Annotated in this window: 23 protein-coding genes; 5 read left to right on the top strand and 18 right to left on the bottom strand. The window is 58.2% G+C overall.

From position 1 onward, the window contains the following. Positions 1-14: 14 nt before the first annotated feature. From COA55_RS10035 to COA55_RS09970, 14 genes are all read right to left on the bottom strand, one after another. Positions 15-1,856, bottom strand: a complete 1,842-nt coding sequence (locus COA55_RS10035; protein WP_290501946.1) for a long-chain fatty acid--CoA ligase — start codon at positions 1,854-1,856, stop codon at positions 15-17. Beyond that, the gene (locus COA55_RS10030; protein WP_063539057.1) at positions 1,829-2,629 is read right to left on the bottom strand and encodes an ABC transporter ATP-binding protein; all 801 of its coding nucleotides are present in this window, start codon (positions 2,627-2,629) and stop codon (positions 1,829-1,831) included. The genes COA55_RS10035 and COA55_RS10030 overlap by 28 nt, the downstream gene beginning before the upstream one ends. Beyond that, positions 2,626-3,396 (bottom strand): ABC transporter ATP-binding protein, encoded by a 771-nt coding sequence (locus tag COA55_RS10025; protein WP_290501945.1) that lies wholly within the window; start codon positions 3,394-3,396, stop codon positions 2,626-2,628. The genes COA55_RS10030 and COA55_RS10025 overlap by 4 nt, the downstream gene beginning before the upstream one ends. Continuing rightward, complete coding sequence (locus COA55_RS10020; RefSeq protein ID WP_063521446.1) at positions 3,393-4,490, bottom strand: branched-chain amino acid ABC transporter permease; 1,098 nt, start codon at positions 4,488-4,490, stop codon at positions 3,393-3,395. The genes COA55_RS10025 and COA55_RS10020 overlap by 4 nt, the downstream gene beginning before the upstream one ends. A gap of 3 nt (positions 4,491-4,493) precedes the next feature. Further along, a complete protein-coding gene (locus COA55_RS10015; protein ID WP_063521447.1) occupies positions 4,494-5,372 on the bottom strand; it encodes a branched-chain amino acid ABC transporter permease in 879 nt (292 codons plus the stop codon). Positions 5,373-5,559: 187 nt separating this feature from the next. Continuing rightward, the gene (locus tag COA55_RS10010) at positions 5,560-6,102 is read right to left on the bottom strand and encodes a DUF3299 domain-containing protein (protein WP_063521448.1); all 543 of its coding nucleotides are present in this window, start codon (positions 6,100-6,102) and stop codon (positions 5,560-5,562) included. Between the two features lie 2 nt (positions 6,103-6,104). Next, a complete protein-coding gene (locus COA55_RS10005; protein WP_082872507.1) occupies positions 6,105-7,343 on the bottom strand; it encodes an ABC transporter permease in 1,239 nt (412 codons plus the stop codon). Beyond that, a complete protein-coding gene (locus COA55_RS10000; protein WP_290501943.1) occupies positions 7,333-8,073 on the bottom strand; it encodes an ATP-binding cassette domain-containing protein in 741 nt (246 codons plus the stop codon). Before COA55_RS10000 ends, COA55_RS10005 begins: the two co-directional genes overlap by 11 nt. Continuing rightward, positions 8,048-8,590 (bottom strand): DUF2796 domain-containing protein, encoded by a 543-nt coding sequence (locus COA55_RS09995; RefSeq protein ID WP_082872508.1) that lies wholly within the window; start codon positions 8,588-8,590, stop codon positions 8,048-8,050. The genes COA55_RS10000 and COA55_RS09995 overlap by 26 nt, the downstream gene beginning before the upstream one ends. Continuing rightward, positions 8,568-8,972, bottom strand: coding sequence for a MerC domain-containing protein (locus COA55_RS09990; protein WP_063521118.1), 405 nt, complete (start codon positions 8,970-8,972; stop codon positions 8,568-8,570). The genes COA55_RS09995 and COA55_RS09990 overlap by 23 nt, the downstream gene beginning before the upstream one ends. 28 nt (positions 8,973-9,000) lie before the next feature. Next, positions 9,001-9,465, bottom strand: a complete 465-nt coding sequence (locus COA55_RS09985; RefSeq protein ID WP_063521119.1) for a transcriptional repressor — start codon at positions 9,463-9,465, stop codon at positions 9,001-9,003. A 9-nt stretch (positions 9,466-9,474) separates the two neighbouring features. Further along, positions 9,475-10,095: a DUF1826 domain-containing protein gene (locus COA55_RS09980; RefSeq protein WP_063521120.1), complete on the bottom strand. Its 621-nt coding sequence runs from the start codon at positions 10,093-10,095 to the stop codon at positions 9,475-9,477. Then, positions 10,095-11,318: a zinc metallochaperone GTPase ZigA gene (gene zigA, locus COA55_RS09975; protein ID WP_063521121.1), complete on the bottom strand. Its 1,224-nt coding sequence runs from the start codon at positions 11,316-11,318 to the stop codon at positions 10,095-10,097. The genes COA55_RS09980 and zigA overlap by 1 nt, the downstream gene beginning before the upstream one ends. A gap of 4 nt (positions 11,319-11,322) precedes the next feature. Continuing rightward, on the bottom strand, positions 11,323-11,745 hold the full coding sequence (locus tag COA55_RS09970; protein WP_063521122.1) for a TraR/DksA C4-type zinc finger protein: 423 nt from the start codon (positions 11,743-11,745) through the stop codon (positions 11,323-11,325). Positions 11,746-11,814: 69 nt separating this feature from the next. Here COA55_RS09970 and COA55_RS09965 point away from each other — a divergent pair, with 69 nt between their 5' ends. The 3 genes from COA55_RS09965 to COA55_RS09955 are packed head-to-tail and all read left to right on the top strand — an operon-like array spanning position 11,815 to position 13,910. Next, entirely contained in the window at positions 11,815-12,054 is a 240-nt protein-coding gene (locus COA55_RS09965; protein ID WP_063521123.1) for a hypothetical protein, read from the top strand. Beyond that, positions 12,035-12,565: a carbonate dehydratase gene (locus COA55_RS09960; RefSeq protein WP_290501938.1), complete on the top strand. Its 531-nt coding sequence runs from the start codon at positions 12,035-12,037 to the stop codon at positions 12,563-12,565. Before COA55_RS09965 ends, COA55_RS09960 begins: the two co-directional genes overlap by 20 nt. Then, positions 12,555-13,910: a dihydroorotase gene (locus COA55_RS09955; protein WP_290501936.1), complete on the top strand. Its 1,356-nt coding sequence runs from the start codon at positions 12,555-12,557 to the stop codon at positions 13,908-13,910. Before COA55_RS09960 ends, COA55_RS09955 begins: the two co-directional genes overlap by 11 nt. Before the next feature lie 33 nt (positions 13,911-13,943). Here COA55_RS09955 and COA55_RS09950 read toward each other — a convergent pair whose 3' ends face one another. Together COA55_RS09950 and COA55_RS09945 are read right to left on the bottom strand one after the other, a co-directional pair. Next, complete coding sequence (locus COA55_RS09950; protein ID WP_290501974.1) at positions 13,944-14,543, bottom strand: HAD family hydrolase; 600 nt, start codon at positions 14,541-14,543, stop codon at positions 13,944-13,946. Positions 14,544-14,580: 37 nt separating this feature from the next. Continuing rightward, positions 14,581-15,567 carry a hypothetical protein gene (locus tag COA55_RS09945; RefSeq protein ID WP_290501934.1) on the bottom strand — a complete coding sequence of 329 codons (987 nt, stop codon included), beginning with the start codon at positions 15,565-15,567 and terminating at the stop codon, positions 14,581-14,583. Positions 15,568-15,754: 187 nt separating this feature from the next. Between COA55_RS09945 and COA55_RS09940 the strand changes: the two genes are divergently transcribed. After that, positions 15,755-16,267, top strand: a complete 513-nt coding sequence (locus COA55_RS09940; RefSeq protein WP_063519043.1) for an outer membrane beta-barrel protein — start codon at positions 15,755-15,757, stop codon at positions 16,265-16,267. Positions 16,268-16,345: 78 nt separating this feature from the next. Here the strand turns inward: COA55_RS09940 and COA55_RS09935 are convergent, their stop codons facing one another. Further along, positions 16,346-17,365, bottom strand: coding sequence for a lipase secretion chaperone (locus COA55_RS09935; protein WP_290501933.1), 1,020 nt, complete (start codon positions 17,363-17,365; stop codon positions 16,346-16,348). A gap of 357 nt (positions 17,366-17,722) precedes the next feature. After that, entirely contained in the window at positions 17,723-18,394 is a 672-nt protein-coding gene (locus tag COA55_RS09930) for a TetR/AcrR family transcriptional regulator (protein ID WP_063519045.1), read from the bottom strand. A 276-nt stretch (positions 18,395-18,670) separates the two neighbouring features. On the opposite strand from COA55_RS09930, the gene COA55_RS09925 reads away from it, so the two are divergent. Continuing rightward, a complete protein-coding gene (locus COA55_RS09925) occupies positions 18,671-19,639 on the top strand; it encodes a triacylglycerol lipase (protein ID WP_290501932.1) in 969 nt (322 codons plus the stop codon). Positions 19,640-19,965 lie beyond the last annotated feature (326 nt).

Below are 19,965 nucleotides of genomic sequence, written 5' to 3'. Positions count from 1 at the left end.
CTCCTCTCGTACCATCAATACATGGAATCAATCAGGTGCTTATGTTTTTTCTCCACGAAGGAACGCTTTAGCTTCATGGTGGCGGTCAGCTCCTCATCCTCGGCGGTGAGCAGCACATCGATCAGGCGGAAATACTTGATTTGTTCCACCTGGGCGAACTGTTTATTCACGTCCTGAACAATGCTGTCGATGAGGTCCAGCACCTCTTTGGCCCGACACAGGGAAGCGAAATTGGAGAACGGTACCTGGCGATCCTGAGCGTATTTCTCCACATTTTCCTGATCAATCATGATCAGGCAGGTGAGGTATTTACGCTTGTCGCCAATCACTACGGCATCGGAAATATAGGGGGAGAATTTCATCCGGCTTTCGATTTCCGCCGGGGTAATATTCTTGCCCCCCGCCGTGATAATAATATCCTTGAGACGGCCGGTGATGGTGAGCATGCCATCTTCCAGGCGCCCCACGTCACCGGTATGCAGCCAGCCATCACGGATGTCTTCTGCGGTTTTTTCCGGTTTCCGCCAGTAGCCGGCGAAGACATGGCCACCACGCACCAGCACTTCGCCGTTCTCGGCAATACGCACCTCGGTGCCCGGCAACGCTTCGCCCACGGTACCCACCTTCTTGCGTTTGATGCTGTTAAGGGAGGCCACACCGGTGGTCTCGGTCATGCCGTACCCTTCGAACAAAGGCACACCCAACGACTGGAACCAGCGGATCTGTTCCGGAGCAATGGGAGCCGCCCCGGTGGTCCCCCGGCGCAGGCGGTTCATGCCAATCAGATCCCGAACATTGCGCAGCACCAGAAGATTCCAGAACTGGTACTGCAGGGCCGACAGCGGCGAACGCTTGCGGTCACAGTGCCAGGCTTCCCCGGCAGCAACGGCACGGTCGAAACACCAACGCCCGAAAGCCGTGGCTTCATCACGCAGGGTCATCATGGAGCTGTAGATTTTTTCCCACAGGCGCGGCACGGCAGCGAAGGTATTCGGCGACACTTCGCGCAGGTTTTCGAACACGGTTTCCGGGCTTTCCGCAAAGTTCACGGTACAGCCCTTGTAGATGGGCAACTCCACCGACACCAGCCGTTCCAGAATATGACACAGGGGCAGGAAGCAAAGCTGATCATCGTCTTCATGGGCATCCAGTACCTGCTCACCGGCCTCGAGCTGGAACAGCACATTGCGGTGGCTGATCATGGCCCCCTTCGGCGCCCCGGTGGTGCCGGAGGTATAGATCAGCATGCGGATATCGTCCGGCTGACTGTCGGCAATGCTGGCACTGAACTGCGCTTCTGCATCCGGGATCTGTTCACCCAGGGCGTAAAGCTCATCCAGGAACATGACCATGGGATCGTCAAAATCCCGTAGCCCCTTGCGGTCGTAGACGATGACTTTTTTCAGCGTGGGCACCTGATCACGCACGGTCAGATACTTGTCCAGTTGCTCATCGTTTTCTACAAACAGGAAGGCCGATTCACTGTCGTTGATCAGGTACGCCAACTGCTCGGGGCTGTCGGTGGTGTAGACGCCGTTACTGATACCCCCGGCGCCGGCAATACCCAGATCGCAGTACAGCCATTCCTTGTTGTCTTCACTGAGAATCGAAACCGGCTGACCGCGTTCCAGTCCCAGCGACAGCAGCGCAACGCCAATGGCGCGGGCTTTCTCGTAATAATCCAGCCAGGTATGGCTCTGCCAGATGCCCAGTTCCTTTTCGCGGTGGGCAATATTATTGCCCCGCTCCAGGCATTGCTTGCGCCAGAGTTTGACCACGGTGTCGCAACCGTGGAGCTGAGTGGTTGTGGTATTATTTTCAGTCATCATCAGCGCCAGGTCTTTTTCCGTTTCCAACGTTTTTCCGGTCGGTCATCCCCCGCCGACTGGCCCAGATAGAACTCGCGAATATCGTCACTGGCGAGCAGGTCCTGCGCGCTGCCATCCATCACGATCCGGCCGGTTTCCAGTACATAACCATGGTCCGCCGTATTCAGCGCTACCTGGGCGTTCTGCTCCACCAGCAACAGGGTTACGCCCTGCTCCTTGTTGAGGCGACGAACGATGGCGAAAATTTCCTGTACCAGCAGCGGCGACAGCCCCAGTGAGGGCTCATCAAGGAGCATCACCGACGGCCGCGACATCAGCCCGCGGCCGATGGCCAGCATCTGTTGCTGCCCACCGGAAAGCGTACCTGCGGCCTGGTTGCGACGTTCCTGAAGAATCGGAAAATAGTCATAGACCATGGCAATGTCCTGACGAATCCCGTCCTTGTCTCGACGGGTGTAGGCTCCCATGAGCAGGTTTTCTTCAACACTCAGAAACGGGAATACCTCACGGCCTTCCGGCACATGGGCAATGCCCTTGTGCACCAGCTTGTCCGGCTCGCTGCCTTCGATATGCTCACCCGCCAGGGTGACACTGCCCTTGCGCGGCGCCAGCGCCCCGGAAATGGTTTTCATCAGGGTGGTCTTGCCGGCACCGTTGGCACCGAGGATGGCAACCACCGAGCCTTCGTGGACATCAATGGATACCCCGCGCAAGGCCATCACCGGTCCGTAAAACGCTTCCAGATTCTTGACCTGCAACAGGGGCTGGGCGCTCAGGGTTTTCTCTGCCGCGTCACTCATGATGTGGCCTCCGAGCCCAGATAGGCTTCAATCACTTTCGGGTCCGCCTGCACTTGTGCAGCGGTGCCCATGGCCAGCGGATGCCCTTCTGCCACCGCCAGCACCCGGTCGGATACCCGTGACACCAGGCTCATGTCGTGCTCCACCATCAGCACGGTAAGGCCCAGATCTTTCTGCATGTCCTCGATCCACCAGGCCATGTTCTGGGTTTCTTCCACACTGAGGCCGGAGGCCGGCTCATCCAGCAAAATCAGTTTCGGCTCACTGGCCAGCGCCCGGGCGATTTCCACCACCTTGCGCACCCCATAGGGCAAACCGGCAATCAGCTTGTCGCGATAGGGGGCCAAATCGAGAAAGTCGATCACCTCCTCCACCAGCAGCCGATGCTCCCGTTCACTGCGCCGCACTTTGGGCAGGAACAACAGCTCTTCGAACCAGCGGGTATTACGGCGACAGTGACGACCGATCAACAGGTTCTGCAGTACCGAAGAGTGATCAAACAATTCGATGTTCTGGAAGGTCCGGGCGATACCCAGCCCGGCTACGTCATGGGCCGGCAGGCGGGTAATGTCCTGACCATTGAAAACGATCTGGCCGGCACTGGGTTCGTACAGGCGGCTGATTAGATTGAAGATGGTGGATTTACCAGCCCCGTTAGGCCCCACCAGGGTAAAGACTTCGCCGGCTTCCACGTCGAAGCTGACACCGTCCACCGCTTTAACACCACCGAAAGAGATGGAGAGATCCTTGACCTGTAACAGACTCATCGTTGGCGCTCCGTTTTCAGGTAGGTTCGGGTACGGCGGAACATGCCCTTGCGATACAGCGGGAACAGCTGCAACCAGGTACGCACCTTGAACCAGACGCCATACAGCCCCCGCGGCTCATAAATCACCATGAGCAGAATCAACAGCGCGAACAGGGCCGTGTCCATGCCCGGATAGGCCGCGATCTTGATGCCCGCCGCGTTATCCAGATAATCCCGGGCAATGGCAATGACCTGCGGCAGCAGCACCACCACGATGGCACCGAAAAAGGCCCCATGAACCGAACCCAGGCCACCGATCACCACCTGCAGCAGCAGGGTAATGGAGATCAGCACCAGGAAACTTTCATAGTTCACCGCCTGGGCCAGATGCCCATAAAGCGCCCCCGCCAGACCGGTAATGGCACAGGACAGGCTGAACGCCAGGGTTTTGGCCCGGGTCACATTCACCCCCAGAGCGCGGGCAGACACTTCACTGTCGCGCACCGCCAGGAAAGAGCGCCCGGAACCACTGCGCAGCAGGTTCAGATAGCCCAGCGTCACCAGCACCAGCACCGCCAGGCAGATGTAGTAAAAGGCTCTGGGCGTGGCGTAACGGTCCACCGCCAGACCAAACAGCTCGATGGGCGGCGCAAACACCCCTGCCACCCCACCGGTCACCGGTTCGGCCATGATCGCCACATCTTCAAGAATGATGCTCAGTGCCAGAGTAGCGATGGCCAGGTAAATACCGCTCATGCGCAGAATCGGCCGCGCGATGATGGCCCCGGCGACTCCGGAGGTCACCGCGCTGGCCAGCAGTGCAGGAATGAAATGCCAGCCACGCTGCATCAACGCCAAGTTGGTAAAGGCACCAATGGCCATAAAGGCCGCATGCCCGAGACTCACCTGCCCGGTATGACCACTGATCAGCATCAGCCCCAGGCCGGCCAGGGACCACACCAGAACGGCGGTCAGTTCGCCCAGATAGTAGCTGCCAAGCACCCAGGGCGCCGCCAGCAGCAACGCTGCCAATATCGCGTACTGGGCCAGGTGCCAGCGGCCTTCAAACAGGTTGATATCGTCGTCGTAACGGCTTTTAAAACGATTACTCATGGCCTACACCTTCTTCTGGCTGATCTGTGCGAACAGGCCACCGGGGCGCAGAATCAGCACCAGCAGCATCAGCACATAGGGAGCAATCTGGCCGACCCCGGAAGGCAGATAGCGGCCCGCGAACGGTTCCACGATGCCCACCAACAATCCACCCAGCAACGCGCCGGGCAAGGAGCCCAGCCCACCGATTACCGCAGCGGCGAAGGCCTTGATACCAAACAGCAGCCCCACCGACGGCTCCACGGCGCCTTTGGCAGCAAACATGACCCCGGCAATAGCGGCCACCACCCCGGACAGGGCCCAGACAATGGCGTTGATCCGCTTCACCGGAATGCCCATGTAGTAAGCGGCCATCTGGTTCTGGCTGCTGGCCTGCATGGCCACACCGAGGCGGGTACGGGCAAAGAAGAAGTAGAGAATGGACGTGAGGGCCACAGTGGTAATGATGATCACCGCATCCACCACCGGGATGATCAGCTCACCCATTTCCCACACCCGGCCGACAAAAGGCGTTTGCAGGGAGGCCGGATCGTGCCCCCAGATAACACCTGCGGCGAAACGCAGCAGAAAGCCCAGTGCGATGGTAAGGATCACCATGGCGAACTGCGGCTGACCAAAAATGGCGCGTAGGACCAGGCGATCCAGCAGGTAACCAAAGAGCCCTAAAATCAGGGCGGCCAGGGTGATGCCTATCAGAAATGGCAGGTCGGCATACTCGGCATTGATGAAGGTAATGCCCAGAAAGGCCCCCAGCATCATCAGGTCACCCTGCGCAAAGTTCACCGCTTCCGACGCTTTGTAGATCAACACAAAGCCCAGCGCCAGCAACCCGTAGATGCAGCCGTTCGCGACCCCGCTGACCAGCAGCTGGAGTATATCCATGGTCCCTCTCTCCCGGGGGGTTTATTGTTCTGGTGTATTTTTATTCAGCTCTTTCGAGACTATCTGAAGCTTTACATTCTCTCCAGTATGTAAAATGTAACAAGTTCAGACATAGGGGGAAAAACGTCACTGATCAGGCTGGAAAAGCGGTTTTTTGCCAGAGAGAGGGCAGCAAAGGAATAAACCGTTACCGGAGGTAACCCGTAAAGGGTTCCGCACTTTTACCTTCCAGCACATACCCTGCCGTGCCGTATTCGGTATCTTGCGATGAGACAGTCAAGGTGCCTTCCAGCCACATGGCATCCAACGCCAGATCCAGCGGCACACCGCGCCCTTCCATTTTCACCAGCACAATCTGGTTGCGCGGCGGCGGCGGGCTATGAATACAGGCACCAAAATACGGAACCAGCAGGAATTCACGGACATACTCTTCATCACCATCCAGCGGCACCCCGTAACCCGGCAAACGCACCTCGGTATTATCCAGGGACTGCTTCAGCGGCGCTTCACGCCATGCCTTGTCGATGGCGTCCATCAGCTTCGCGCCACGGCTGTCGCCATCGGCAATCCCATCCGGGGCTTGTTGCTCCCCATAGATCTGATCAAACAGGGTGCTGTAAACCTCCGAAGGATCATAGTCCTGCGGCACCAGAGCATCCCACTCGATTTCATTGGCCGCCATGGAGGGCAGGCTGCAGGTAAAACAGAAAACAGCAATCAAAAAACGCATGATCAGTTCCTTGGGGTCAAGCCATCGGCCAGGCTATTGCGAAAAGCCTTTTCCGCCGGGATCAGACCAGCCAGCGAGCCCGCCGCGAGAATAGCGCCAATGGCCGGTAATTCCCGCAGCGCAAGAAAGTTGTCGGGAAGGCGCAGCGACCATTCAGCCAAAGCCACTGGCGCCAACCCCCATTGCCCCACAAACAATACGCCCAAACCCAGCGCGCAGCCCAACACAGTAAGGCACAGGCTTTCGCCGACAATCACCGTATACACGGCCAGCCGCCCCGCCCCTGTTGCCCGCAGAACAGCCATCTCATGACGGCGCCCTTCCAGAGCCGCCAGCACCGTGGACACCAGCACCAACAAGGCCACCGCCAATACCGCCAGCGATGTGGCCCGCAGGGCATTTTCTCCAGCCGCCGTCATCCGCCACAGCCGTTGCAGCTGCACACCGGGGATAATGGCCGTGAGTGGCTCACCATCATAACGGGACAACTCCCGCTGCAGGCTCAGCACCGCCATGCGTCGTTCCAGCCCCAACATGACCGCATTGACCGAATCAGGTTTGTCCATTGCCTGCCCTGGCATGGCAGGCATGCCAGACAAGTAGGCGCCACCACGATGGATCAGGGCCATCCCTTCCAGGGAAATATGCACACTCTGATCCACCGGCGTACCGGTGGGGGCCAAAATACCCACCACCGTAAACGGGTGGTTATCGTGCTCCACAATGGCCGGGCCGCTGGCACCGTGTGCCAGTACAATCTGCTCACCCTGTTGATAGCCAAGCCGGGTAGCCACGGCGCTACCGAGCACGGCCTGGTCGGCGCCGGCAAACCAGCTCCCGCGTTGCAGGGTCAAGCGCTGATCCCGCCCGTAGCGGTAGTGCGTCAAATAGCTGTCGTTAGTCGCCACCACCGGATAACCGCGATGGGAATCACCCAACGCAATGGGAATCCACCACTTCACATCCCGGTGGGCGGCCAGATGCTCCACGGTGTTCCAGCTGATGCCAGCGGTGGGATCACTGAGACGGAAGACACTGTAGAGCAAGATATTCATTGGCCCACCACGGGCACTGACGATCAGATCTGTCCCTGAAATGGTGCTGGCAAAATTGGCGCGCACCTGATGACGCACCCGGTCGATGCCGATGATCATCAGCACGCTCATGGCAATGGCAACCACGATCAGCAACGCCGAGGTGCGCCGGGTTTTCAGGGAGGCAAACATCACTTTAGCAAGCATGATTGCCCTCCCCGGCCAGGCTGGCGAAATCCTCACTGCGCTGAAAGTGGTGCCCTACCTGATCGTCATGACTCACCATCAACAAGGCACTGCCGGACTGTTCGCACAGTTCACAAAGCAACGCCAGCAAGGTATCGCGGCTGCGGTTATCCAGGGCGGAGGTCGGCTCGTCGGCGATGATCAGCTCCGGTTTGCCGAACAGGGCGCGGGCTGCCGCCGCCCGTTGCTGCTGCCCAAAAGACAATTGCCAGGCCGGCAAGTCAGCGGTGCCGTCATCCAGCCCCAGCCGTGAAAGCAAGCCACGGGCGGCAGTCTGTCTCTGCGCCTTGCGACGCCCTGCTTCGCGCTCACAGCGCAGGCGGGAGAAGCTGGCCGCAAGACAAACGTTGTCCACGGCGCTCAGGTAGGGCAGCAAATTGAACGCCTGGAAGATAACCCCCATGTGATCGGCGCGAAAGGCGTCCCGGCGACGCTGGGAGAGCGTAGAAAAAGCCTGGCCGGCAACCTGAACACGCCCGCACTGCATTGGCCGGATGCCGGTAATCAGTGACAGCAGAGTGCTTTTGCCACAGCCACTGGGACCATGAAGCAGCACCCGCTCCCCTGCCTGCAGGGCAAACTCCGGCACCTGCAAGAAGGGACGAACCTGACCGGGATGGCGGTATTCCAGGCCGTTGAGTTCCAGTACCAAGCCCACTGCGGCATTACTCCAGCGGTATGCGGGTTTCATCCGGCGCCAGACGCAAGGCGTTCTGCCCGGCGGGCAACAGCAACACCACTTCGGTGGTCAGGCTCGAGAAGATGCCCAGAAACGGTAGCTCCACGGCGTTTAATTTTTCAGGAAACGCGCAGGAAAATAACCACTCGTTCTCCACATCTTGGTGGTGACTGTGCGCGTCGTGATCGTGATGATCATGGGAATCATGCGCCTGCTGCTCCGGAAACAGGGTATCCACGGAGCTGATGGAAGCACTGACCGGTTCACACTGTGCAGCCGGCGAAGGCTGTGGCGCCGCCACCTGTGCCAGACGCTTGCCATAACGGGCCCGGGCCGGGGCGTCTGCTGGCGGCTGCTCGGTGCCGAGGATATCCATCAAGGGCGCTCGGAAACGGATTGTCACCTGCTCCCCCTCCACCACCACGGCCGCCTCGGCCAGGCCATGCTGGTGCACCTCTGCGGCGGTGGCAGACAAACTGAACGACAGCAGCAAGCAGGCCAGACTGTTACGTTGCCAACGAGTTGTCATGATTTACCTCGCAGTCTTTACAGCCCCGGATGTTACCGACATGGGTAACCACCAGGCAGATTCCAATCAGCGTTGTCAGCAACGGCTCCCAAAGGCTGCCATGCATAACACTTTCAAAAACGGTAAGCAGACACAGGCCCGACAAGGCAAACACGCCGGGGAGCAGCACCGAAAGCCGGCGATGTCGACGGTAGCCCATGCCAATGGCAAGCAGGCTGACCGGGACAATGACAGCCAGCATGACCAGATGAAAGACTTCTTCAACATTGCCAAAAGCGGATAACAGCCCAATAGCAAAGAGCCCCGCCAGGCTGGCGACACAATGAATCATACAGAGACTGGACAGGCCGATGGCCAACGCGTCCAGACGAAAACGTTGCATTATCGTCTCCCGAAAAACGATTGTTTGTTTACGACGTCGCGCAATCCACGCAACGTCCATGCACTTCCAGCAGGGGCTCGCGCTGAATGACAAAACCCACTTCATCCAGTGTCTGCTGTAATGCGTCCACCGCCGCCCCCGCCATGGGGGTTTCCTGAACGCCGCCGCACTGATCACACAAAAGAAACACCGTTCCCCGGTGACCGTGCTGGCAAGTTATATGATCACAGGCCAGATACTGGTTAGTGGAGCTAAGCCGGTGGGCCAACCCTTGCTGAACCAGAAAATCCAGCGCTCGGTACATAGTGGGCGGCTGCGCGTTGCTCTGGTAACGAGCCTTGAACTGATCCAGCAGCTGATAGGCCGTTTGTGGACCACCCTGCTCCAGCATCAATGACATGACCTGCTTGCGCTGAGGCGTCAACCGCACGCCCTGCTTGCGACATTGCTGCTCAGCGCTGTTAAGAATCTGCTCGGTACGAGTCACTGCCATGTTTTCAGCCTAGATATCCAGAGTGACCAACAAACGTTGCTGGCCGGGAGACATGGGCGGGGACCGATGGACCACGCCCGCTCCCGGATTATCCCGCCATGTCTCTCCTTTGAACAGGGCCACCTGCCCTGCTTCCAACTGCTCCACGTGTTGTTGCTGGTAAAGCGCATTCTGGTCACAGCCAGGCGCTAAAAGCTGGTCCGACACACGTGAGGAGGGCAACCACTGGCTGCCCGCCCCGCCATAGGTGCACAGCATGCGAACCGGAATCCGGTCCACGTGAAAACGAGGGCACATGGGTTTGCGCAACGCCGTCACCCGCAACCCGACGCCACCAACCCCGAACAGACAGGCAACCATATCGGCTAACAAGAACAGGTCCTCTCTCAAGGGGGCATAGGTTTCGTGCGGCAGGGACCGCAGCAGGGCCGCTTCCAGCTGAGTGATGTCCAACCAGCTTTTCACCGCCAGCCGTTGCTCGCAGGCCAGGGCCACCACATCCTGCCCCACCGGGCTGGGCCGGTCCCACACAGCCACTTGCACATCATCCTCGAAGATATCCGCGAGCACAGTCACCTCCGGTGCGCCTTGCCAGCCTGGCGGCGTGGCGGTGACCGTTTGAGCTTGCATCACCCTGCCACCTCCCACTGCGGGAACGGATCGTCCAGCTGCTCCCACAGCGCCTTGCCCTGAAGCATTTCCGCTTCCGTCAGCAAGCAGGCGTCCAGTGCCTTGCGGGTTTCCTCCGGCTGCAGGTTATGGCCGATAAACACCAGTTCCTGGCGCATGTCGCCAAAAGGTTCTTGCCATTTCTCCATGATCAGCGCGCGGTATTCTTCATCGCTGGGCCAGTGTTGCTCCGGCACGGTTTTCCAGAACATGCCGGCCGGGCCATGGTGAACAATGTCACCGGCCTGGCTCCAGCTACCTGCAAAGTGGGGGCGGCTGGCCAGCCAAAAAAAGCCTTTGGAGCGCAACAAGGTTCCCAGCGGCCAAGGCTGCTGCAAAAAGTTCCAGAATCGTTGTGGGTGGAACGGACGCCGGGCTTCATAGGTGAAACTGCTAATGCCGTATTCCTCGGTTTCAGGCAAATGCTCGCCCCGCATTTCCTTTAACCACCCCGGCGCCTGCTGGGCCTTTTCAAAGTCAAACCGCCCTGTATTGAGCACCGCTTCCAGCGGCACCATGCCGTGGCGAATGGGCAAAATCCGGGCATCCGGGTTCAACAGCCGCAAAGTTGCCTGCAACACCTCCAGTTCCTTTTCTGTGACCAAATCCGTCTTGCTGATCAACAGCACATCGCAGAATTCCACTTGCTCCACCAGCAGATCCACCACATTACGAAGATCTTCATCACCAAGGTTTTCCTGCTCCTGCTGAAGCGTGCGGGTACTTCGATAGTCCCGCAGGAAATTAACCGCATCGACCACCGTAACCATAGTGTCCAAACGGGCAACGGAGGACAGCCCTTCCCCGTTTTCATCTTCAAACGTAAAGGTCTCTGCCACGGGCAAGGGTTCAGAAATCCCGGTGGACTCAATCACCAGATAGTCGAAAGAACCTTCCCGAGCCAGGCGATTCACTTCCACCAACAGGTCCTCGCGCAATGTGCAGCAGATGCAGCCATTGCTCATTTCCACCAGTTTCTCTTCCGACCGGTTCAGCGAAACGTTCTGATTGACCAGTGCCGCATCAATGTTGATTTCACTCATGTCGTTGACGATAACGGCAACGCGCAGGCCGCTTCGGTTGTTGAGAATATGGTTGAGGACAGTGGTCTTCCCGGCGCCGAGAAACCCTGACAGCACGGTAACGGGAAGCTGGCGAATGGGGCTGGCTTGCTGACTTGTCATGTTTCTATCCTGTTCGTTGATGAGCATAGTGGCGTTCATTCTGTTCAAGGCGAGCCTTCACCTCGGCACAGTATTCCGTGGTAGGACGGGCCAGCAGCCGCGGCAGACCAATGGGCTCACCGCTGATTTTGCAGTAACCGTAATCCCCGCTTTCCAGCCGCCTCAGGGCAGCACGAATTTTCCCCAGCAAAGCTTGTTCGCGGGCCATAAAGCGTAGCTGATGGCGGCAGCTCTCCTCCTCGACAGCGGCGTCCAATGGGTCTGCCTGGGTCGGTGTATGCAAATTATTTCTGGCGCTGCCGATGTGTTGTTCGCAATCGTGAGCCAGGACAACAAGACGGTTGCGGAAAAACGCCCGCTGGCTGGTGTTCATATATTGCGACGGCGTCATCGCCAACAGCGTTTTCTCACTGATGATACGAGGCATGATGCCCTCCTTGTTTTGTTATGTTATAACATTACATTAATCATCAACAACCCTTGCGGAGTAGTACCCATGCACTTTCCCCTGCCCGGCTCCTATACCGAGTGGCGACACTGCATCACCGAAATATGCGGGATTCCTCTTGGTGAGGCCTTTATCCGCGAAAGGCTGAGCGCTCTGGACAACGACAATGACCACATGACCCGCAAGTTCATCGAGCTTTACGGCCGCAAACACTGGGAACAAACAAAGGAGTGGTTTAACCGGGCACTGAACGAGCAAGGAGTAAAGAATGATCCGAAGAAACCCTAATGGTGACCTGCCGGCCATTCATTCGAACGCCTTTATCGACCCTACCGCCATCATCTGCGGCAAAGTCATCGTTGACCGCCATGTCTTTATCGGCCCCTATGCCGTGATTCGAGCCGACGAGACAGATGATCATGGCAATCTTCACCCCATCCATATTGGCGAAGGCACCAACATTCAGGATGGTGTGGTTATGCACTCCAAGGACGGAGGGCCTATCTCCATAGGAAAACACACCTCTATTGCCCATCGCGCCATTGTGCACGGCCCCTGCCAGGTCGGAGACAGGGTTTTCGTGGGATTCAACAGCGTACTGTTCAACTGCACCATCGGCGATGGCTGCGCCATTCGCCACAATGCGGTTATCGACGGCATGACGCTCCCCGCGAACTTCTATATCCCGTCCACCAGCCGCATTGGCCCTGACACAGACATCACCGCGTTTTCAGAAAGCGTGTCCGACACCAATCTGCAACTCGTGCAGGGCTATAAAAGGATTCAGAATGAACTATAACGATAGCCCAAGCCTGTTAATTAAAGGGGCGACAGTGCTGTTACCCGGTGGCCCTGAAGAAACGGATGTGGCATGTCGCGACGGGCGTATTGTTGCCATTGGCGAGCCCTTCAAGGCCGACACCACCCTCCACGCCCGTGGGCTGCATCTCCTGCCCGGCGCCGTGGATTCCCAAGTCCACTTCCGCGAGCCCGGCATGACCCACAAGGAAACGCTGGAAGCGGGCACTCGCGGGGCAGTGCTCGGCGGCATCACCAGTGTTTTCGAAATGCCGAACACCCAGCCCTTGACGCTCTATAGCGAAGACTTACAGGCCAAAGTGGCGATTGCCGAACGGGATGCCTGGTGTAATTACGCGTTCTATATCGGCGGATCCGCCGCCAATGCCGAGCAACTGGCAGAGCTGGAATGCTTGCCCGCCTGTAGTGGCGTGAAGATCTTCATGGGCAGTTCATTCGGCGATTTGCTCGCCGACAGCGACAACGTGTTGCGCAACATACTCCGTCATGGCCGCCGGCGGGTGGCCATTCATGCTGAAGACGAAGCCCGCCTGCGGGCCCGTCGTCACCTTGCCGAAACGGCCGCCAATCCCATTGCCCACCCTGTCTGGCGAGATGAGGAAAGCGCCCTGTTAGCCACCAGGCGCATTGTGGCACTGGCAGCGGAAGCAGGTCGCCCGTTGCATGTCCTGCATATCTCTACCGCCGAAGAAATGGCTTTTCTGCAGCAGCATAAATCCCGGGTTTCGGTAGAGGTGTTACCCCAGCATCTCACCTTATCGGCACCGCAATGCTACGAACGATTGGGCACGCTGGCACAGATGAACCCTCCGATTCGAGACCAGCGCCACCAGGATGCGCTTTGGAAGGCCGTGAGAAACGGTATCGTGGATGTCATCGGCAGTGACCACGCCCCGCATACCCGGGAAGAGAAACAGCGACCGTATCCGGATTCCCCCAGCGGCATGACCGGCACCCAGACGCTGCTGCCCTTGATGCTCAATCACGTTAATCAAGGGCGACTCAGCCTGTCTCGGTTAGTGGACATGGTGTGCGCAGGGCCCGCCCGACTGTTCGGCATGGCGGGCAAGGGCCGCATTGCTGTGGGCTACGATGCAGACCTGACGCTGGTGGACATGCAACGTAAACAAGCGGTGGATGACCGCAAGCTGGCATCGCCTTCAGGCTGGAGCGCTTACGACGGGATGATGCTGCAGGGCTGGCCTTCGGCAACCATCATTGGCGGCCAGATTGTCATGACCGACGAGGAAGCCATCGGCATGCCCAGCGGAAAGCCGATCCACTTTCTCTCAAGCACTCAGCCTGCGGAACCGAACCGTGCCTGACGCCAAGGGAGCAAAGGGAGCAAAAGGAGCCACTCACGGAGATTCAGCCAACAGCTCATCAAAATGACGAATGACCCGGTCGGCAAGGTGGCCATGGGTATTGAGACCATCAGTGTCGAGATAAACCCCGACCATGCCCGCATTGCGCGCTGCCATCAGGTCATACTTAAAATCTCCCACGTAGGCAATGCTTGGCGGAGCCATACCCCATTCCCTGGCAATCGCTAGCAGACCATCCGGAGCGGGTTTTGGCGGGGCATCTTCCCGTGCCAGCACTCGCTGCACAGGAATACTCAACCGGGATACGGTGAGCTCGGCAATAACACGGGCATTACGGGTAAGAATAGCCGCAGGAATGCCCATCACCGACAGTTTTTCAAGGCAGGATTGTGCGCCCGGTATCCAGGTGGCCCGTTCCGCTCCGGCGCGCTCATACTCCAGCACCACGGCGTGGGCCGCCGCCTGTTCACTGGCCGGCAAGGTATCGATAAATTCCAGCACCCCCACCTCCGGTGGGCAATTCAGACGCGCACGGATGGCCGCAAAATCCAGCCGGGAATCCACCAGGGTGCCATCCAGATCAAAAATAACGCCACTAAACGTGGACCGGGCATTCGCTGCGGACAAGGTCATCGCAGCCACTCGCTAGCCGGTTGCAACCATGACGACACTATTGGCACGGCCAATCCTCCATCAGTGATTCACCGCCCGAGGCCATGGCGGTAATCTGTAGCTCGCTGTCCAGTTCATACTGCAAACCTTTCTCGCCGGGGACCTGCCAGTACACCGCCTTTACCGGCAAGGAGCCGGGGCCAGCCTCCAGGGTCTCGTCCAGCGCCCCCTGATACATTTCATATAAAGCCGGTGATTCGCCCAGCGCCACACCGGTATCAGTGCGAATGTTTGACGGTGGGTTAACGTCCAGCCGGGCAATGCGACTGTTCCTGAACTGGGCGGAAAGCCCCACCGGCCATTGATCGCTACGCACACGGCCACAGGCGCTCTGTCCCGATACAATATTCAAAGGCACCTTGGTGGTCGCCTGCACACTGGACAAGGTATCGCCAACACAGACCGCGCCATAACAGCCAGGAGACAAGCGGTGCAACGGCTGTTCGCTGTCCAGAGTCAGAGTCACCGTGAGCGCCACAATTTCCGGCTCCGCCCCGCTTTCGGGTTCACCAATTTCGGCGCGGTAATGGCTGGCAAGGTCCGGCGCCCCGTTCGCCGGGTACGAAAAGCCCCCGCGGAAGGTAATGCAGAGCCGATTGGCGTCGGCATTCTGGCCGGGTAGCAACGCACGGGAGGCTGGCGTGGTCGCGGCACAAACCACCGGCTCCACCGAACGCCCCCAGGTATCCGGGTGGCCGAGGTCTTCACAGTAGTCGTGGGAGAAATCGAGCATGCAGCGATGGGGCAGGGTCTTGTGGGTAAGAAGGGTCAAATCAACCGTCTGCCCTGTCTGCATCAGCAGCGACTCACTAAAATCCTTGCCCATGTAACGGAAGTGGTCACTTTCCCAGCCCACATCCGTACGCAAGTCCAGCTGCAAATCTGCCGATGTTGACTCAGCAAACACATTCGCGGCCATCGCCGCCCCAACACTCGCCAGCAATATCCACTGGCATCCACGCGCCTGCAGCGCCCTTCCCTTCATGCCTTCCCCTCACAGCCCCGTGTGCCGAAGCCCCGTTCCCTGTTGACATCAAGGAAAGCAAATTCAGGCGACTGATACCAGCCCCTCCTGTCAGTCACAGGCCGGGGTAACGCAATGTGCCCCCCCCCATACACACCGGCTCTATTCTGGGTAATACTGAAGACACTTTTTTCAGGGAGTGATGCTTATGAACCGCCTAACAAAAGTACTGGCTGGCACAGCCATTCTCAGTGTGGCCCCGTTGGCCAACGCGGGCTTCTATGTTGGCGCAGGGATTTATAATTCCGGCACCGACGAAAAAATCGATAATGTCGAGTTTGATGACGACGATACCTCCGGCGGCCTGTTTCTGGGCTGGCGCCCCATCGAACTGGTGGGCGCAGAAGTGGGTTATTACGACTTCGGTGAACTGGAAGGCGACAACGGCACCAAGATCGAAGGTGGCGCAGTCACCTTTGCCGGCCTGCTCAGCTTTGAGCTTGGCCCCGTGGGCCTCTACGGCAAAGGCGGTGTAGCCAACACGGATTTCGACGTAAAACACCCGTCCTTCAAGGATGATGAGTCCTCCACCGATGCCTTTGGCGGGGTGGGCGCCACCATTGATTTGATGGACAAGCTGTATGTGTATGGCGAGTTCATGCACTTTGACAACGATGCCGGGATCGACATGTTCGGCGCCGGGCTGCGCTTTCAGTTCTGATTTTTTTCCGGTAAAAAAAGGCCACTCGGTTCACCGTGTGGCCTTTTGTTTGATAACAACCGCGCAGTAATCCCTGGTCTAACGGGCCTGGATTCTGTCCAGTGCCTCAACCCGATTTAATTCCTGGTCACTGAACATTTGCTGCCGCAACCGTGCCAGTGCCGTCTCCTGATCCAGGTGCGACAACCCACTGTCGATAATGGCCTGGCGTTGTTCACGATAACCCTGATAGCGGGCCTCCCATTGCGCACGCTGCTGGTCCAGCGCCTCCAGACGCGCGGCGCCATCCGCGCCAAACTGCTGCTCCCGTAAACGACGAATATCTGCCTCACTGGCCCCCTGCTCTCGCAACGCCTGAGTGCGCGCTGCCAACTGCGCCGGACCACGGGTTTCTGCCAGCATGCTCTGCATGGCAGCCGGCAGCGATTGCGTCAGCCCCTGGAGCTGCTGTTGCCGCTGGGTATCGCTGAGAGAAGGGTTATCGACAATGGCCTGTCGGTCCGCCATATAACGGTCGTAAGCGATATCCATTCCGTAGAATGCCTCCGCCGCTTGCTGGCCCAGGTAAGCGACTTGCAGATCGTGACGCTGCTTGACCGCGGTGCGAATGCTGGCAGGCGAACCATCATGGGGCGGCAATGCCGCCATCGCCTGCCCCAGTGCCATATATTGCTGAAAAAACCGCCAAGCCTCGTTCGCAGCCTGAGCCGGAAGAGACGCTTGCAGATAACTTGCCAGGCGCGCCTGACACTCTTCCAGAGACTCTTCCCCTTGGGCGGACAGGAAGTAATCAAACACCCGACGCAGGTCCGGCGTTACCACTAATTCACCGCCCGCGTCGGCTTGCAGCTGGCCGTCCACCTCGGTGCCACGCAGCGATGCCGGCATGGCCCCCAGGTTTTCCGCGTGGCTCAATGCCGCCTGGAAACTGTCGGCAGGGTGCGCAGCATCCGGGGCACCCGTCCCGGGCGAGATCGCGACGTTCTGCGCCCTGTCACTGGTACCTGAAACAACCGCGACGGGCGACCAGAAAACCCCGACCAGAAACACCGCAAGTAACACAACGAGCAGGGCAAGAGCCCCCTGGATACGTGACATGATGTTCTCCTTTTTATGTCATGTCGTAATACTTTCAATAATCGGGCGTCTAGGGAGTCTCTGAACAACTCCTTGCATGCTCAGTCTTTCAGGCTGGCTCGCAATCTATACCCCATTCGGGGCACAGAGGGCGCGATTTTGAAGGTGTCCCCTAACTGGGATCGAGATATGTCCATCCATCAAAAAAGCGCAACAACGAGTGCGGGCCAGCGTGGAAGACCCGTAGGGCGAGGCCTGAAGGGCCCATCTGCTGCGCTTTGTCACTAGGAAAGGGAACCACCCTGTCCGTCGCAACAGAACACAACAGCTGCACCCTTCAGGCCACGCTGAGTACGCAAGGAATTGTTCAGAGACTCCCTAGTCCTCAAGCGCCATAAGCCGACTGAAGAACGGGGATGCCAACATGGCCTCCCAGTCTTCCCGCTGACCCAGCATGCTCACACACAGGCGGGCCATAACGGTGATATAACGGGGCATCTCTGTGTGTTCCGCTTCCGCACAGAACTGATATCCCAGATGCTCAATCCCCTGCACCAGGGTTTTTAACGCCAGGTCATCCGGCGGTGTCCGGCCATGGGCCTTCATGGCTTCGTGGAGAATCATGACAATGCGCTGGTTATGCGCATCGCGGTAACGCGATACCGGCGAAGACACATCATGCAGCTCCCGAAAACGGGCAATCATCAATGGCCCCAGTGAGCGCCCCCAGTTCAAATAGCCACTCAAGGCCATCGGCAGATAGTCATAAAAGGCTTTCTGGGGCTGGGCAAACACTTTCACAAACAACCCTTCCACTTCTGCATTGCAGCTTTGCACAATCTCATCGACGACCTCGGGCGCAGACGCGAAATACTTATAGAAGGTCGGCCGGGAAATGCCCGCTTCCTTGAGTATTCGTTGCACGGTGGTGCCATGCATGCCCTGTTCGCCATAGACCGTGCGCCCCGCCGCCAAAATCCGCGCACGTGTTGCTTCAGCCTTGCTGTTGCCCGCCACGCTCCCCCGGCGCTGCGCCACTCCTTCATTCATCACCAATCGCCCTTGTTAACACTAATGTTACTGTACAGACATTTCGCCACATAGCCACAAACTCGCCACAAGACACTGTTTTCAATAAAAATTACCGACAGAAAAGACCGTGCACAGTTAACACCGGGAAAATATTTCCTTATAACAGATTAATATTAACACCAGTGTTAACTTTTGATTTCATCTGCCTTAAGGTGTTCACACTCCCTGACCAGGGAACGCTCGGCGCAGAAACGGCAGTACCGCCGATAACAATAACGAGCCAGGTAAAGCACAATGACTACACCTTTCAAGGCGCTCACCAGAGCGTTCACCCCCATGCTGTTCCTGTTAAGCCTGTCAATAAGTATGCCAGCCCAGGCTGGCTGGTTTGACTGGCTATTCAAGGATACCTACACCGAAACCCGTTATCCCATTGTTCTCAGCCATGGTTTATTCGGTTTCGACGATATTGTTGGCTATAACTACTGGTACCGGATACCGGAAGAACTGCGACGCAGCGGTGCCGAAGTCTATGTGACCCAGGTTGCCGCCGCCAACAGCACCGAGATACGTGGCGAACAACTGGCCCGGCAGGTCGAGGATATTCTCGCCGCCACTGGCGCGCAGAAAGTGAACCTGATCGGGCACAGCCATGGCGGCCCAACGGTACGCTATGTGGCCTCGGTTTACCCCCAGTATGTCGCCTCTGCCACCTCTGTAGCCGGACCACACAGCGGTGCACGCATGGCCGATGTCCTGCTGGGCGTACAGGAAAACCTGCCGCTCACCGCGGAACTTCTGGGTGATATCGTCAACGCGGCGGTCGGCTTTCTCGACCTGATTTCCGGCGGCGGATACGACCAGGATTCCCTGGCCGCGTTGTATTCCCTTTCCACAAAGGGCAGCAGCGAATTCAACAGCCACTACCCGGAAGGCCTTCCCCAACAGGCCTGCGGCGAAGCTCCGGAGCAAGGCAGCAACGGCGTCAACTACTATTCCTGGTCCGGCGCCAAACCGCTGACCAACGTGTTAGACATCAGCGACGCCGGCATGGGCCTGCTTGCCCTGCTCTATCTGGGCGAAAAAAATGACGGGCTGGTCTCCAGCTGCTCCAGCCACCTGGGCCTGGTGATCCGAGACGATTACCGTATGAACCATCTTGATGAAGTGAATCAGGTGGCCGGTCTGGCCAGCCCCTTTGAGACCAACCCGGCCAGTGTCTTTCGTCAGCACGCCAACCGTTTGAAAAACCGGGGACTGTAATTCCCCACACACTCATCGGGAGAGCTCGGGGCGCCATCTGGCGCCCTTTTTTATGCTGCTTTACGCTATGGCGTCAGACCGCATTGCCGTGAAACTTATCGCTGCACCCACTCAACAGGCAGGCGTTATTTTCTTTTTCAGATAAATGAAACCCATTTCTCACTTGCAGGTCATATACTCGCCTCCGCACGCCTCACCCATGAACACTGCCAGCGCTTGACCTCAAGTCAGGTTGAGGATTTAGGCTTTGCGGCTGTTTCGTTCCGCTCATCACGGTGTCGAAAAACCGTCACCCGGAACGACAAGGGAGCCCCTGCTACGAGGAA

Origin of the sequence: Alcanivorax sp. (assembly GCF_002733835.1) — a bacterium.
GTDB lineage: Bacteria > Pseudomonadota > Gammaproteobacteria > Pseudomonadales > Alcanivoracaceae > Alcanivorax.
This window is presented reverse-complemented; position numbering and strand designations above follow the sequence as displayed.

Bases quoted from the DNA above. Each gene is read 5' to 3' on its own strand.
- COA55_RS10025 (WP_290501945.1), bottom strand. From the start codon at position 3,396: ATGAGTCTGTTACAGGTCAAGGATCTCTCCATCTCTTTCGGTGGTGTT.
- COA55_RS10015 (WP_063521447.1), bottom strand. From the start codon at position 5,372: ATGGATATACTCCAGCTGCTGGTCAGCGGGGTCGCGAACGGCTGCATC.
- COA55_RS09960 (WP_290501938.1), top strand. From the start codon at position 12,035: ATGATCCGAAGAAACCCTAATGGTGACCTGCCGGCCATTCATTCGAAC.
- COA55_RS09965 (WP_063521123.1), top strand. From the start codon at position 11,815: ATGCACTTTCCCCTGCCCGGCTCCTATACCGAGTGGCGACACTGCATC.
- COA55_RS09995 (WP_082872508.1), bottom strand. From the start codon at position 8,590: ATGACAACTCGTTGGCAACGTAACAGTCTGGCCTGCTTGCTGCTGTCG.
- COA55_RS10030 (WP_063539057.1), bottom strand. From the start codon at position 2,629: ATGAGTGACGCGGCAGAGAAAACCCTGAGCGCCCAGCCCCTGTTGCAG.
- COA55_RS09955 (WP_290501936.1), top strand. From the start codon at position 12,555: ATGAACTATAACGATAGCCCAAGCCTGTTAATTAAAGGGGCGACAGTG.
- COA55_RS10020 (WP_063521446.1), bottom strand. From the start codon at position 4,490: ATGAGTAATCGTTTTAAAAGCCGTTACGACGACGATATCAACCTGTTT.
- COA55_RS10000 (WP_290501943.1), bottom strand. From the start codon at position 8,073: ATGAAACCCGCATACCGCTGGAGTAATGCCGCAGTGGGCTTGGTACTG.
- COA55_RS09925 (WP_290501932.1), top strand. From the start codon at position 18,671: ATGACTACACCTTTCAAGGCGCTCACCAGAGCGTTCACCCCCATGCTG.
- COA55_RS09930 (WP_063519045.1), bottom strand. From the start codon at position 18,394: ATGAATGAAGGAGTGGCGCAGCGCCGGGGGAGCGTGGCGGGCAACAGC.
- COA55_RS09970 (WP_063521122.1), bottom strand. From the start codon at position 11,745: ATGCCTCGTATCATCAGTGAGAAAACGCTGTTGGCGATGACGCCGTCG.
- COA55_RS09935 (WP_290501933.1), bottom strand. From the start codon at position 17,365: ATGTCACGTATCCAGGGGGCTCTTGCCCTGCTCGTTGTGTTACTTGCG.
- COA55_RS09950 (WP_290501974.1), bottom strand. From the start codon at position 14,543: ATGACCTTGTCCGCAGCGAATGCCCGGTCCACGTTTAGTGGCGTTATT.
- COA55_RS09990 (WP_063521118.1), bottom strand. From the start codon at position 8,972: ATGCAACGTTTTCGTCTGGACGCGTTGGCCATCGGCCTGTCCAGTCTC.
- COA55_RS09940 (WP_063519043.1), top strand. From the start codon at position 15,755: ATGAACCGCCTAACAAAAGTACTGGCTGGCACAGCCATTCTCAGTGTG.
- COA55_RS10005 (WP_082872507.1), bottom strand. From the start codon at position 7,343: ATGCTTGCTAAAGTGATGTTTGCCTCCCTGAAAACCCGGCGCACCTCG.
- COA55_RS09980 (WP_063521120.1), bottom strand. From the start codon at position 10,095: ATGCAAGCTCAAACGGTCACCGCCACGCCGCCAGGCTGGCAAGGCGCA.
- COA55_RS10010 (WP_063521448.1), bottom strand. From the start codon at position 6,102: ATGCGTTTTTTGATTGCTGTTTTCTGTTTTACCTGCAGCCTGCCCTCC.
- COA55_RS09985 (WP_063521119.1), bottom strand. From the start codon at position 9,465: ATGGCAGTGACTCGTACCGAGCAGATTCTTAACAGCGCTGAGCAGCAA.
- COA55_RS09945 (WP_290501934.1), bottom strand. From the start codon at position 15,567: ATGAAGGGAAGGGCGCTGCAGGCGCGTGGATGCCAGTGGATATTGCTG.
- zigA (WP_063521121.1), bottom strand. From the start codon at position 11,318: ATGACAAGTCAGCAAGCCAGCCCCATTCGCCAGCTTCCCGTTACCGTG.